Raw genomic sequence first — 13,844 nt, forward strand, 5'->3', positions numbered from 1 at the left:
GGTATGTTCAGCTACATCTGGCACATCCTGCATGGCACCTTTACCCAGTTGCGCAGCCTGGGGATGATCTTTGCCCATGCCTGGCGCAAGCGCGACACCCTGCAATATCCCGAGGAGCCGGTGTACCTGCCGCCGCGCTACCGCGGACGCATCGTATTGACCCGCGATCCGGACGGTGAGGAGCGCTGCGTGGCCTGCAACCTCTGCGCGGTGGCCTGCCCGGTGGCCTGCATCTCCCTGCAGAAGGCCGAAAGCGCCGATGGGCGCTGGTATCCCGAGTTCTTCCGCATCAACTTCTCACGCTGCATTTTCTGCGGCCTGTGCGAGGAGGCCTGCCCGACCAACGCCATCCAGCTGACCCCCGACTTCGAGATGGCCGAGTTCGATCGCCAGCAGCTGGTCTACGAGAAGGACGACCTGCTGATCGCCGGCCCCGGCAAGTATCCGGACTACAACTTCTACCGGGTCGCCGGCCTGGCCATCGCCGGCAAACCCAAGGGCGCGGCGCAGAACGAGGCCGAGCCGGTCAACGTCAAGGGGTTGCTGCCATGACGCCGAGGAGTCGCTGATGGAGTTCGCCTTCTATTTCGCATCGGGTATCGCGGTGCTGGCCACCCTGCGGGTGATCACCAATCGCAACCCGATGCACGCCCTGCTCTACCTGATCATCTCGCTGCTGGCGGTGGCGATGTGTTTCTTCGCCCTCGGCGCGCCCTTCGCCGGCGCCCTGGAGGTCATCGTCTATGCCGGGGCGATCATGGTGCTGTTCGTCTTCGTGGTGATGATGCTCAACCTCGGCCCGGCGGCCATCGACCAGGAGCGCCGCTGGCTGACCCCGGGCATCTGGCTGGGGCCGGCGCTGCTGGCACTGTTGCTGCTCGGCGAGCTGCTCTACGTGCTGTTCGACACGCCCAGCGGCGCCGTGCTGGGCACCCAGGTGGTGGAGGCCAAGGCGGTCGGCATCAGCCTGTTCGGCCCCTATCTGCTGGTGGTCGAACTGGCGTCGCTGCTGTTGCTGGCGGCGCTGGTCGTCGCCTTTCACCTGGGCCGCTATGAGGCGAAATCATGATCGCGTCGATCCCGCTGGAACATGGCCTGGCCCTGGCCGGCGTGCTGTTCTGCCTGGGCCTGGTCGGCCTGATGGTGCGGCGCAACATCCTCTTCGTGCTGATGAGCCTGGAAATCATGATGAACGCCGCCGGCCTGGCCTTTATCGTCGCAGGCAGTCGCTGGGCCCAGGCCGATGGCCAGGTGATGTTCATCCTGGTGATCACCCTGGCGGCCGCCGAGGCGGCCGTCGGTCTGGCCCTGCTATTGCAGCTGTACCGCCGTTTTCACACCCTGGACATCGACGCTGCCAGTGAGATGCACGGATGAACCTTCTCTACCTGACGCTGCTACTGCCCTTGTTGGGTTTCTGCCTGCTGGCCTTCTCCCGTGGGCGCTTTACCGAACAGCTGACGGCGCTGATCGGCGTCGGTTCGGTGGGCCTCGCCGCCCTGGTCAGTCTGTTTGCCGGCTGGCAATTTCTCACTGCCCCGCCAGCCGACGGCGTGTATGTGCAGGTGCTCTGGCAGTGGCTGGCGGTGGATGGCTTTACCCCGAGCGTCGCCCTGCACCTGGATGGCTTGTCGCTGACCATGCTCGGGGTGGTCACTGGCGTGGGTTTTCTGATCCACCTGTTCGCCTCCTGGTACATGCGCGGCGAGGAAGGCTATTCGCGGTTCTTCGCCTACATGAACCTGTTTATCGCCAGCATGCTGCTGCTGGTGCTCGGCGATAACCTGCTGCTGCTGTATTTCGGCTGGGAGGGTGTCGGCCTGTGCAGCTACCTGCTGATCGGCTTCTACTACCGCAACCCGGCCAACGGCGGCGCGGCGCTCAAGGCGTTTATCGTCACCCGCATCGGCGATGTGTTCATGGCCCTCGGCCTGTTCGTGCTGTTCCATGCCTTCGGCACCCTGAATATCCAGGACATGCTGGCGCTGGCGCCGCAGAAATTCGCCAGTGGCGATCCGCTGCTGACCACCGCGACCCTGCTGCTGCTCGGCGGCGCGGTGGGCAAGTCGGCGCAACTGCCGCTGCAGACCTGGCTGGCCGACGCCATGGCCGGCCCGACCCCGGTCTCCGCGCTGATCCACGCGGCGACCATGGTCACCGCCGGGGTCTACCTGATCGCCCGTTGCCACGCGCTGTTCAGCCTGACGCCCCTGACCCTGGGCCTGGTCGGCCTGGTCGGCGGCGTGACCCTGCTGCTGGCCGGTTGCGCCGCCCTGGTACAGACCGACATCAAGCGCATCCTCGCCTACTCGACCATGAGCCAGATCGGCTACATGTTCCTCGCCCTCGGCGTCGGCGCCTGGCAGGCGGCGATCTTCCACCTGATGACCCATGCCTTCTTCAAGGCCCTGCTGTTCCTCACCGCCGGAGCGGTAATAGTCGCCTGCCACCACGAGCAGAACATCTTCAAGATGGGCGGGCTGCGCAAACCGCTGCCGCTGGCCTACCTGTGCTTCCTGGTCGGCGGCTCGGCACTGGCCGCCCTGCCCCTGGTCACGGCCGGTTTCTACTCCAAGGATGAAATCCTCTGGGAAGCCCTGGCCAGTGGTAACCAGCCGCTGTTGCTGGCCGGGTTGGTCGGCGCGGTACTGACCTCGCTGTACAGCTTCCGCCTGATCTTCATCGTCTTTCACGGCCCGCAACAGAGCGAGGCCCATGCGGGCAAGGGCGTCGCCTACTGGCTGCCACTGACGCTGTTGATGCTGCTCTCGACCTTCGTCGGCGCGCTGATCGAGCCACCCCTGGCCGGGGTGCTGCCAGACAGCGTCGGGCATGCCGGGGGCGCAGGCAAACACAGTCTGGAGCTGTTCTCCGGCTTTATCGCGGTGCTTGGCATTGCTGCTGCCGCGGCCCTGTTTCTCGGCCAGCGCGAGCTGGTCAGGCGTCTGGCCGCCAGTGCGCCGGGGCGCTTCTTCAGCGCCTGGTGGTTCGCCGCCTGGGGCTTCGACTGGCTCTACGACCGGCTGTTCGTCAAACCCTACCTGTGGCTGTGCCGGGTGCTGCGGCGCGATCCGTTCGACCGCAGCATCGGCCTGTTGCCGCGCCTGGCGCGGGTTCTGCACCTGCTGCTCAGCCGCAGCCAGACCGGCCAGTTGCGCTGGTATGCGCTAAGCCTGGCCGCTGGCACGGTGCTGCTGCTCGGCCTGTTGAAGGTGCTCTGATCATGGAACCAAGGAGCGTGACCGCGTGATTCTGCCCTGGCTGGTCTTGATTCCCTTTATCGGCGGCCTGCTCTGCTGGCTGGCCGAGCGCCACAGCAGCACCCTGCCACGCTGGCTGGCGCTGCTGACCATGGGCCTGGTGCTGCTGATCAGCCTGTGGCTGTGGCAGCAGGGCGACTTTCAGTTGGCGCCCAGCGCCGGCAGCGAGCCGGCCTGGGCGCTGGAGTTCAAGTATCCGTGGATCGCACGCTTCGGCATCAGCCTGCACCTGGCGCTGGATGGCCTGTCGCTGCTGATGATCCTGCTCACCGGCCTGCTCGGGGTACTGTCGGTGCTCTGTTCCTGGCGGGAAATCCAGAAGCGGGTCGGTTTCTTCCACCTCAACCTGATGTGGATTCTCGGCGGCGTGATCGGCGTGTTCCTGGCCCTGGACCTGTTCCTGTTCTTCTTCTTCTGGGAAATGATGCTGGTGCCGATGTACTTCCTCATCGCCCTGTGGGGCCACAGCGCGGCGGACGGCAAGACCTCGCGGATCAACGCGGCGACCAAGTTCTTCATCTACACCCAGGCCAGCGGCCTGATCATGCTGGTGGCGATTCTCGGCCTGGTATTCGCCAACTTCCACGGCAGCGGCGTGCTGACCTTCGACTACGCCCTGCTGCTGCAAGCCAAACTCGACCCGGCAGTCGAATACACCCTGATGCTCGGTTTCTTCATCGCCTTCGCCGTCAAGCTGCCGGTGGTGCCGCTGCATTCCTGGCTGCCGGATGCCCACGCCCAGGCACCGACCGCCGGCTCGGTGGACCTGGCCGGGATCCTGCTGAAGACCGCGGCCTACGGCCTGCTGCGCTTCGGCGTGCCGCTGTTCCCCAATGCCTCGGCCGAGTTCGCCCCGATCGCCATGGGCCTCGGCGTGCTGGGCATCGTCTACGGCGCCCTACTGGCCTTCGCCCAGACCGACATCAAGCGACTGATTGCCTACACCAGCGTGTCGCACATGGGCTTCGTGCTGATCGGTATCTATTCCGGCACGCAGCTGGCGCTGCAAGGCGTGGTGATCCAGATGCTCGCCCACGGCCTGTCTGCCGCGGCGCTGTTCATCCTCTGCGGCCAGCTCTACGAGCGCCTGCACACCCGCGACCTGCGCCTCATGGGCGGCCTGTGGGGGCGCCTGAATTACCTGCCGGGGGTGATGCTGTTCTTCGCTGCCGCCTCGCTGGGTTTGCCCGGTACCGGCAACTTCGTCGGCGAATTCCTGATCCTGCTCGGCACCTTCAAGGTCGCCCCGCTGATCACCGTGATCGCCACCGGCGGCCTGGTGCTGGCCTCGGTGTATTCGCTGATCATGATCCAGCGCGCGTTCTATGGCCCGGCCAAAGCCGAAGGGCCACTGCAGGGGCTGGATGGCCGCGAGTTGAGCATGATGCTCGGCCTGATCGGCTTGTTGTTGCTGCTCGGGGTCTATCCGCAGCCGGTGCTGGACACCTCGGCGGCGAGCATGCACGGCGTCCAGCAATGGCTGGCCACGGCCTTCTCTCAACTGCTCTCGGCCCGGTAGCGCACATGGACATGGACTTGGACCTGACCCTGCAGCATTTCATCGCCCTGCTGCCGCTGCTGATCACCAGCGCCACCGCCGTGCTGGTGATGCTCGGGATCGCCTGGCGGCGCAACCATACCCAGAGTTTTCTGCTCGCGGTGATCGGCCTCAACCTGGCCTTGCTGTCCCTGCTCCCCGCGCTGCAGGTCGCCCCGCTGCCGGTCACCGCCTTGCTGATGGTCGATCGCTTCGCCTGCTTCTACATGGCCCTGATCCTGATCGCCACCCTGGCCTGCATCACCCTGGCCCACGCCTACCTCGGCGAGAAGCAGGCCAAGGGCTATCCGGGCAACCGCGAAGAACTCTACCTGCTGATGCTGCTGGCTGCCGCCGGTGGCCTGGTGCTGGTCAGCGCGCAGCACCTGGCCGGTTTGTTCATCGGTCTGGAACTGCTCTCGCTGCCGACCTACGGGCTGGTCGCCTATGCCTTCTTCAACAAGCGCTCACTGGAGGCTGGCCTCAAGTACATGGTGTTGTCGGCCGCAGGCAGCGCCTTCCTGCTGTTCGGCATGGCCCTGCTGTATGCCGACGCCGGCAGCCTGAGCTTTGCCGGGATCGGTGCCATCCTGGCACCGGCCGCGCAGCCCGGTCCGCTGGTGCAGTTGGGCATGACCATGCTGCTGGTGGCACTGGCGTTCAAGCTGTCGCTGGTGCCCTTTCATTTGTGGACGCCGGATGTCTACGAGGGCGCGCCGGCACCGGTCGCAGCCTTTCTCGCCACCGCCAGCAAGGTCGCGGTGTTTGCCGTGCTGCTGCGCCTGTTCCAGCTGTCGCCCGCAGCTGCGAGCCCGGCGCTGCACGATCTGCTGGCGCTGATCGCAGTCGCTTCGATCCTCTTCGGCAACCTGCTGGCCCTGCTGCAAAACAACCTCAAGCGCCTGCTCGGCTACTCCTCGATCGCCCACTTCGGCTATCTGCTGGTAGCCCTGATCGCCAGCAAGGGCCTGGCGGTCGAAGCGGTCGGCGTTTACCTGGCCACCTACGTGCTGACCGTGCTCGGCGCCTTCGGCGTGGTCACCCTGATGTCCACGCCCTATAACGGCCGCGACTGCGATGCCCTGTACGAATACCGCGGGCTGTTCTGGCGCCGGCCCTACCTGACCGCGGTGCTCACGGTGATGATGCTGTCGCTGGCGGGCATTCCGCTGACCGCGGGCTTCATCGGCAAGTTCTATATCATCACCGTCGGCGTGCAGGCCCAACTCTGGTGGCTGCTCGGCGCGCTGGTGCTGGGTAGCGCGATCGGGGTGTTCTACTACCTGCGAGTGATGGTCACCCTGTTCATGGTCGAACCCAACCTGCGCCGTCACGATGCGCCGTTCAACTGGGGTCAACGGGCCGGCGGCGTCATGCTGCTGATCGTCGCCCTGCTGGCGTTCATGCTCGGCGTTTATCCGCAACCGTTGCTGGAGTTAATACTAAACGCCGGCTTCGCCTCGTAAACCCGGGGGTTCCGGCGCGGCCTGCGCAGCCATCCCCCTCTCCCGCTCGTCACAAAGCGCGCCGCAGCAGATCGTCGGGCATCCCGTCCAGCTATTTGACCCCCAGACGCCTGGCCAGGCGGTGCAGGTTGCCGCTGTCGATCTGCAGGTGGCGGGCGGTAGCCGACCAGTTGCCGCTGAAGCTCTCCAGGGTCTGACGGATCAGTTGGCCCTGGAACTCGTCGAGCGCCTCACGCAGGCCGACGCCAGGCATTGCGGTGGCCGCCGTGGCGGGCGTCAGCGGGGTCTGGCTGGCGACCTGGGCCGAGCCTTCCAGACTGAAATAGCTCGGATTGAGCAGCACCTCGCCAAGGCCCTGTTCGGCACGCGCCAGCACCGCGGCGCGGTGAATGGCGTGTTCCAGCTCGCGCACGTTGCCCGGCCAGGGGTAGCGCTGCAACAGCGTCAACGCAGCCTTGCTCAGCGCCAGGCTGCCCAGGCCCAACTGGCTGCGGCAACGCTCGCAGAAGAAGCCGCTGAGCAGGGCGATGTCCTCCTGTCGCTCGCGCAGCGCCGGCACAGTGATCGGGAACACGCTGAGGCGATGGTAGAGATCGGCGCGGAACTGCCCGGCCAGCACCGCGCTCTTCAGATCGCGGTTGGTGGCGGCGAGGATGCGTACGTTGACCTTGAGGCTGCGGTCGTCGCCGATGCGCTGCAGGTCGCCATACTGCAGCACGCGCAGCAACTTGGCCTGCAGGGTCAGCGACAGCTCGCCGATCTCGTCGAGGAACAGGGTGCCCTGGTCGGCCATCTCGAACTTGCCGGCGCGGTGGTGGATGGCGCCGGTGAAGGCGCCCTTGACGTGGCCGAACAGCTCGCTCTCGGCCACCGACTCGGGCAGCGCCGCGCAGTTGAGGTAGACCAGCGGATGGCTGGCACGCGGCGAGGCCAGGTGGATGGCCTTGGCCACCAGCTCCTTGCCGACCCCGGTCTCGCCCATGATCAGCACGTTGAGGTCGGAGCCGGCGACCACGCCGATCTCCTTCTTCAGCTGCAGCATGCCGGCCGACAAACCGACGATCTCGTCCGCCCCCGGCTTGTTCGCCTGCGGGTTGGCGATCGGCGCCATCGTCTGCTGTTCCAGGCGCTCGACCAGCAGCGCATTGCTCAGGGCCGCCGAGGCCAGCGCGCCGATCAGGCGCAGCTCCTCGTCGTTGAAATGATCGAACTGGGCGGGGTCGTAACCATCGATGGTCAGCGCGCCAATCAGGGTCTGGTTGGCGAACAACGGCAGGCCGATACAGGCATGTACCTTGAGCTGCTCACGGCTGGGCAGGATCAGGTTGTCGTAAGGGTCCGGCAACTGGCTGTCGGCGGGGAAGCGCACCACATCGCCGGCGCGGGCGATGGCCTCCAGGCGCGGGTGCTCGCCGAGGTGGAAACGCCGACCGAGCACGTCCGGGGCCAGCCCATCGATCGCCAGCGGGCGGAACAACTGGCCCTCGTAGCGCAACAGGGCCAGGGCATCGCACAACAACAGCTGACGCAGGCTGTTGATCAACTGCTGAAAACGATCCTGATTGCAGATGCCCCACTGTAGATCGAGGGCGATACGCGCCAGGTTATCCATCGAAAGCGTCATGTTCTGTCTTTATGACCAATGTATGTCGCGATGACACTACACAGGCACTGTACATTTGACAAACACATATTATAAATACCTTATATTTCAATGACTTGAATATTGGCACGCACCCTGCAGTAGAGATGGGCAGGCTTATCCATCCACTTCTGCAAGGTACGTATCTGCATGACAATTTTGCTCAAAGAGAACATCCACTGGGTCGGTCAGCGCGATTGGGAGGTCCGCGATTTTCACGGCACCGAGTACAAGACCCTCAAGGGCACCAGCTACAACAGCTACCTGATCCGTGAGGAGAAGACCGTACTGATCGACACCGTCGACCATCGTTTCAGCCGGGAATTCATCCTCAACCTGGCCAACGAAGTCGACCTGGCGAGCATCGACTACATCGTCATCAATCATGCCGAAGAGGATCACGCCGGCGCGCTGTCCGAGCTGATGGCGCTCATCCCGGGCACACCGATCTACTGCACCGCCAACGCCATCGACTCGATCACCGGCCATCACCACCAGCCGCACTGGAACTTCATCCCGGTGAAGACCGGCGACAGCCTGGACATCGGCAATGGCAAGCAGCTGGTGTTCATCGAAACGCCGATGCTGCACTGGCCCGACAGCATGATGACCTACCTCAGCGGCGATGCCGTGCTGTTCAGCAACGACGCCTTCGGCCAGCACTATTGCGACGAGCACCTGTTCAACGACGAGGTCGATCAGCAGGAGCTGCTGGAGCAGTGCCTGCGCTACTACGCCAACATCCTCACCCCCTTCAGCCCGCTGGTCACCGCCAAGATCAACGAGGTGCTCGGCTTCAATCTGCCGCTGTCGATGATCGCCACCGCCCACGGCGTGGTCTGGCGGACCGATCCGGCGCAGATCGTCGGCAAGTACCTGGAGTGGGCCGATCACTATCAGGAAAACCGTATCACCCTGTTCTACGACAGCATGTCGAACAACACCCGGATGATGGCCGATGCCCTGGCCCAGGGTATCCACGAGGCCGACCCAAGCGTAGCGGTGAAGATCTTCAACGTCGCCCGCCACGACAAGAACGAGATCCTCACCCAGGTGTTCCGCTCCAAGGCCGTCCTGGTCGGCTCCTCGACCATGAACAACGTGATGATGCCAAAGGTCGCCGGCATGCTGGAGGAGATCACCGGCCTGCGCTTTCGCAACAAGAAGGCCGCCGCCTTCGGCAGCTACGGTTGGAACGGCGGCGCCGTGGACCGCATCCAGACCCGCCTGATGGACGCCGGCTTCACCACCTCGCTGTCGCTCAAGAGCAAATGGCGCCCCGATGGCAGCGCCCTTGAAGCCTGTCGCGCCCATGGCCGGCAACTGGCCCGCGAATGGGCGCTGACAGCGCCGTCGGGATTCAGCCGAGCCGCGGCCCCGGCAGCGGCCAAACCCGCCGTTCAGGCGCCCGTCGCCCCGTTGGGCGATGTCGGCCCGGCCATGCAGTGCAGCGTCTGCCAGTGGGTTTACCAACCCGAACTCGGCGAGCCGATTCAAGGCGTCGCTGCCGGCACGCCCTGGAGCGAGGTGCCGGACAATTTTCTCTGCCCCGAATGCAGCCTGGGCAAGGATGTCTTTGAAGTACTGCAGGAGAAAGCAGCATGAGCCACGAAATCCTCATCATCGGCTCGGGCTTCGCCGCCTGCCAACTGGTCAAGAGCCTGCGCAAACTGGACGCGCAGGTGCCCATCCGCCTGCTCACTGCCGACAGCGGCGACGAGTACAACAAGCCGGACATCAGCCATGTGTTCAGCCAGGGCCGCAGCAGTGCCGAGCTGACCCGTCTGAGCGCCGCGCGCTTCGCCGAGCAGTACCAGGTCGTCATACAACCCTTCACCCGGGTCGAGTCGATCGACCCGCAGGCGCGGCGCCTCTACACCGCCGACGGCAGCCACGATTACGCACAATTGGTGCTGGCCACCGGGGCCAGTGCCCTGGTGCCGCCAGTGCCGGGCCATGAGCTGCTGCTGACGCTCAACAGCCAGGGCGAATACCAGGCCGCCGAGGCGCAGCTGCGCGATGCGCGTCGCGTACTGGTGCTCGGCGCCGGGCTGATCGGCAGCGAGCTGGCAATGGATCTGCTCAGCAGCGGCAAACAGGTGGTGCTGGTCGACCAGGCCAGCAGCGTGCTGGCGTCCCTGATGCCGGCGGCGGTCAGCGCCCGCCTGCAAGCCTGCCTGGTCGCCAGTGGCGCGCAGCTGCGCTTGGGTAGCGGCCTGCAGCGCCTGGAGCGAAGCGACAACGGCATTCGTGCCTACCTGGGCGATGGCCAATCGGTCGACTGTGACAGCGCGATCGCCGCCATCGGCCTGCGCCCGAACATCGAACTGGCACGCCAGACCGGGCTCACCGTAGGCCGTGGCATTCAGGTCGACCGCCATCTACAGACCAGCGCCGAGCACATCTACGCCCTGGGCGATTGCGCCGAGATCGATGGCCGCGTGCTACCGTTCCTGCAGCCGACCCAGCTGGCGGCCAGCGCCCTGGCCAAGACCTTGCTCGGCCAGCCGCAGGCGCTGCAGCTGCCGCCCATGCTGATCCGGGTGAAGACGCCGCGCCTGCCGCTGCAACTGGCCGGCGAGACCATCGGCGAGCACCTCGACTGGCAGCTCAGCTTCAACGACCAGGGCATGCTGGCCCAGGCCTTCGACGCGCAGGCACAGTTGCGCGGTTTTGTGGTCAGCGAGGGTCGCCTGCAGAACGCCTTCGCCCTGCTGCGCCAGTTGCCCGGCTGAGAGGTTGTGAAAAATCGCTTGCCTGCTGCGACTAGCGGCGGGCGGTTGCAACTGCGTTGCGCAAACAGAGCACAGCGGAGTAACAGCCGCGACTGGCCCGCAGGGCGAGCGAAGCGAGTCAAAACCTCGGCCATTTGGCCTGGCAGACTCCCTCGTTTTCACCTGGCGCGCCTTGTTTCGCGCGCCTGACGGCGCCCTCGCGGCGCCCTTGGTTTTTTCACATCCTTTGAAACCAGGACGTACCGGCAATCGTATGATTGTGCTGGCCGTCGACATTCAGCCCCGAGGTCGGCCCAAGGGTTGAGTCCGAGGCCGGCGAACCGATGCCCATGGCCACCAGCAGGCCGAACAGCATGCCCGGCGCCGGGTTGGCGGGGATCATCCGGTAAACGCCTGGTTCAGGGCAGATTGATGCTGGTCTTTTCATTGACGTACAGATCCCAGGTGGCGATGAACAGCGCGGCAATCAAGGGGCCGATAACAAAACCGTTGAGGCCGAACAACGTCAGCCCACCGAGGGTGGAGATCAGCACCAGATAATCCGGCATCTTGGTGTCCTTGCCGATCAATAGCGGACGCAGGACGTTGTCCACCAGGCCAATCACGAAGATCCCGCAGAACACCAGCGTCAGCCCTCGCCAGAAGCTGCCACTGAGCAGCAGGTAAGCGGCAATTGGCGCCCAGACGATGCTCGAGCCCACAGCCGGCAACAGGGACAGAAACGCCATCAGCACGCCCCAGAGCAATGGGCTGGGGATACCCAACAGCAAGAAGATCAGCCCGCCGACAGCGCCCTGGATAATCGCCACGACAATATTTCCCTTCAGCGTGGCACGCACCACCCGGGTGAACTTGATCTGCAGACGACGCTTCTCCATGGCACCCAGCGGAATCGCCATGCGCAGCTTGCGCGTCAATTCCGGGCCATCGCGCAGGAAGAAGAACAGCAGGTAGAGCATCACGAAGAAGCCGACAACAAAGTGAAAGGTGCCTTGGCCGATGTCGAAGGCCTTGGTGGCGAGGAATTCGCTAGCCGCAAGGGCGGCGCTGGAGATTCGCTCGCGCAGGTCATCGAAGTTGCCCATGCCGACGCTGTCGAGCAGACGTTGCAGGAACGGCGGCAGCATATCCTTCAGCTGTGCCACATACATGCCGATGTCGAGCTCCCCGGACTCGAGTCGCTGAAAAATGGAGCGCCCTTCCTGGACCAGCATGCCGATTATCACGATCACCGGCAGCACCGCGACCAGCAGGCAGATAACCAGGGTGAGCAGCGCGGACATGTTGCCCCGCCCCCCCGTGTGCAGCACCAGGCGCTGCTGCACCGGGCCGAACACCACTGCCAGTACCACGGCCCAGAACAGCGCACCGTAGTACGGCAGGAGCAGCCAGCCGAAAGCCAGGGTGACGCCGACCAACAGGATCAGGAAGGTCTTTTGTTCAATGCTGGGCGGTAACATGGCTGAGTACCAGTATGAGAATATCTCTGGTTAGTCAGCAGCATAGCCGTCAAGTGCCAGCCCAGCGTCGCCAGGCCCGGTTATTTGTCGAGCAGACGCCAAACCCGAGCAGCCCTTACAGCACCATCGCCGCACCCCAGCCGAACACCAGCAGCGGCAGGTTGTAGTGCAGGAAGGTCGGCACCACGCTGTCCCAGATGTGGTTGTGCTGGCCGTCGACATTCAGCCCCGAGGTCGGTCCGAGGGTCGAGTCCGAGGCCGGCGATCCGGCATCGCCCAGGGCGCCGGCAGTACCGACGATGCAGACGATGGCCAGCGGGCTGAAACCCAGTTGCACGCCCAGCGGCACGAAGATCGCCGCGATGATCGGCACGGTGGAGAACGACGAACCAATGCCCATGGTCACCAGCAGGCCGACCAGCAGCATCAGCAATGCGCCTAAGGCCTTGTCCTGCCCCACCAGCTCGGCCGCGCTGTCGACCAGGGTCTTGATCTCGCCGGTGGCCTTCATCACTTCGGCGAAACCGCCGGCGGCGATCATGATGAAGCCGATCATCGCCATCATCTTCATGCCTTCGGTGAACAGCCCATCGGCCTCTTTCCAGCGCACCACCCCGGACACCGAGAAGATCACGAAACCGACCAGGGCACCGATGACCATCGAGTCCAGCCACAACTGCACGACGAATGCCGCGGCGATGGCCACAGCGGCCACCAGCAGGCTCAACGGGTTGTAGGCCACATCGATGCGTTCGGCCTGCTCGATCTTCGCCAGATCATAGACGCGTTTCTTGCGGTAGCTGAACAGCACCGCCACCAGCAGACCGAGCAGCATGCCCAGCGCCGGAATCGCCATGGCCTCGGTGATGCTGACACCCATCACATCCACCCCGGCCTTGGCCACATTGGCCAGGAGGATTTCATTGAGGAAGATGCCGCCAAAACCGACCGGCAGGAACATGTAGGGCGTGATCAGGCCAAAGGTCAACACGCAGGCGATCAGCCGACGATCCAGTTGCAGCTTGCTCAACACATAGAGCAACGGCGGCACCAGTAGCGGAATGAAGGCGATGTGGATCGGCAGCACGTTCTGCGAGGCAATCGCCACCGCCAGCAGCAAGGCGATCAACAGCCACTTGAGCAACCCGCCCCCCTGTGCATCCTGTTTGCCGACCAGCGCCAGGGCCTTGTCGGCCAGCGCGTGAGCCAGGCCGGACTTGGCGATGGCCACGGCGAAGGCGCCGAGCAAGGCATAGGACAGCGCCACCGTGGCGCCGCCGCCCAGGCCCCGATTGAACGCCGTCAGCGAACCGTCCAAGCCCAAGCCGCCGAGCACACCCCCGGCCAGGGCGCCGACGATCAGCGCGACCACCACATGCACACGGCACAGGCTGAGGATAAGCATGATGCCGACCGCTGCGATTACTGCATTCATAAACGCTCCAAAGAAGCTCTGCTGGAAAACCCGAGAGTGGATGCTGCGTGGCCGTGCCGACGGATGCCTGTTCGCCGCCCTTGATCGGCGCAGCCCAGCCGTCAAACAGCAGACGGACCGGCAACCTCGCTACACCCCGAAAAAAGCCGCGTACTCTGCCGCAAGCCCACTGAGCTGTCAAAAATATAACGTGCAGAATACCGATCGTGCCGTGCACAATCCTGCTCGGGCGCTGAGCAACAGCCCCAATAAGCCATGGTCATCGCGCACGACGCGGCCAATTCGATCAAGAAAACCACACACGCGCCG

The 13,844-nt window shown here is 64.6% G+C and carries 11 protein-coding genes and 1 pseudogene; 8 read left to right on the forward strand and 4 right to left on the reverse strand.

Annotated features, from left to right (window positions below):
- Window positions 1-3 precede the first annotated feature (3 nt).
- The 6 genes from nuoI to nuoN are packed head-to-tail and all read left to right on the forward strand — an operon-like array spanning window position 4 to window position 6,263.
- Complete coding sequence (nuoI, locus tag Q8O69_RS09010) at window positions 4-552, forward strand: NADH-quinone oxidoreductase subunit NuoI (protein ID WP_305591403.1); 549 nt, start codon at window positions 4-6, stop codon at window positions 550-552.
- Window positions 553-568: 16 nt separating this feature from the next.
- Window positions 569-1,069 carry an NADH-quinone oxidoreductase subunit J gene (nuoJ, locus tag Q8O69_RS09015; protein ID WP_305591405.1) on the forward strand — a complete coding sequence of 167 codons (501 nt, stop codon included), beginning with the start codon at window positions 569-571 and terminating at the stop codon, window positions 1,067-1,069.
- Window positions 1,069-1,377 carry an NADH-quinone oxidoreductase subunit NuoK gene (nuoK, locus tag Q8O69_RS09020; RefSeq protein ID WP_305591471.1) on the forward strand — a complete coding sequence of 103 codons (309 nt, stop codon included), beginning with the start codon at window positions 1,069-1,071 and terminating at the stop codon, window positions 1,375-1,377. The genes nuoJ and nuoK overlap by 1 nt, the downstream gene beginning before the upstream one ends.
- On the forward strand, window positions 1,374-3,221 hold the full coding sequence (gene nuoL, locus Q8O69_RS09025; RefSeq protein WP_305591407.1) for an NADH-quinone oxidoreductase subunit L: 1,848 nt from the start codon (window positions 1,374-1,376) through the stop codon (window positions 3,219-3,221). The genes nuoK and nuoL overlap by 4 nt, the downstream gene beginning before the upstream one ends.
- Before the next feature lie 25 nt (window positions 3,222-3,246).
- Window positions 3,247-4,779, forward strand: coding sequence for an NADH-quinone oxidoreductase subunit M (gene nuoM, locus Q8O69_RS09030; protein WP_305591409.1), 1,533 nt, complete (start codon window positions 3,247-3,249; stop codon window positions 4,777-4,779).
- A 17-nt stretch (window positions 4,780-4,796) separates the two neighbouring features.
- Window positions 4,797-6,263, forward strand: a complete 1,467-nt coding sequence (nuoN, locus tag Q8O69_RS09035) for an NADH-quinone oxidoreductase subunit NuoN (protein WP_305591473.1) — start codon at window positions 4,797-4,799, stop codon at window positions 6,261-6,263.
- A 91-nt stretch (window positions 6,264-6,354) separates the two neighbouring features.
- Here the strand turns inward: nuoN and norR are convergent, their stop codons facing one another.
- The gene (gene norR / locus Q8O69_RS09040; protein ID WP_305591411.1) at window positions 6,355-7,887 is read right to left on the reverse strand and encodes a nitric oxide reductase transcriptional regulator NorR; all 1,533 of its coding nucleotides are present in this window, start codon (window positions 7,885-7,887) and stop codon (window positions 6,355-6,357) included.
- A 168-nt stretch (window positions 7,888-8,055) separates the two neighbouring features.
- Here norR and norV point away from each other — a divergent pair, with 168 nt between their 5' ends.
- Window positions 8,056-9,510 (forward strand): anaerobic nitric oxide reductase flavorubredoxin, encoded by a 1,455-nt coding sequence (gene norV, locus Q8O69_RS09045; protein ID WP_305591413.1) that lies wholly within the window; start codon window positions 8,056-8,058, stop codon window positions 9,508-9,510.
- Complete coding sequence (gene norW / locus Q8O69_RS09050) at window positions 9,507-10,640, forward strand: NADH:flavorubredoxin reductase NorW (protein WP_305591415.1); 1,134 nt, start codon at window positions 9,507-9,509, stop codon at window positions 10,638-10,640. The genes norV and norW overlap by 4 nt, the downstream gene beginning before the upstream one ends.
- A gap of 253 nt (window positions 10,641-10,893) precedes the next feature.
- On the opposite strand, the pseudogene Q8O69_RS22165 reads toward norW, so the two are convergent.
- The 3 genes and pseudogenes from Q8O69_RS22165 to Q8O69_RS09065 all read right to left on the reverse strand — a co-directional run.
- Window positions 10,894-10,968: pseudogene (locus tag Q8O69_RS22165) on the reverse strand (Na+/H+ antiporter NhaC family protein); the annotation flags it as partial.
- Window positions 10,969-11,038: 70 nt separating this feature from the next.
- Window positions 11,039-12,100, reverse strand: coding sequence for an AI-2E family transporter (locus Q8O69_RS09060; protein WP_305591419.1), 1,062 nt, complete (start codon window positions 12,098-12,100; stop codon window positions 11,039-11,041).
- Between the two features lie 115 nt (window positions 12,101-12,215).
- Window positions 12,216-13,535, reverse strand: coding sequence for a Na+/H+ antiporter family protein (locus tag Q8O69_RS09065; RefSeq protein ID WP_305591421.1), 1,320 nt, complete (start codon window positions 13,533-13,535; stop codon window positions 12,216-12,218).
- Window positions 13,536-13,844 lie beyond the last annotated feature (309 nt).

Origin of the sequence: Pseudomonas sp. (assembly GCF_030690725.1) — a bacterium.
Lineage (GTDB): Bacteria > Pseudomonadota > Gammaproteobacteria > Pseudomonadales > Pseudomonadaceae > Aquipseudomonas.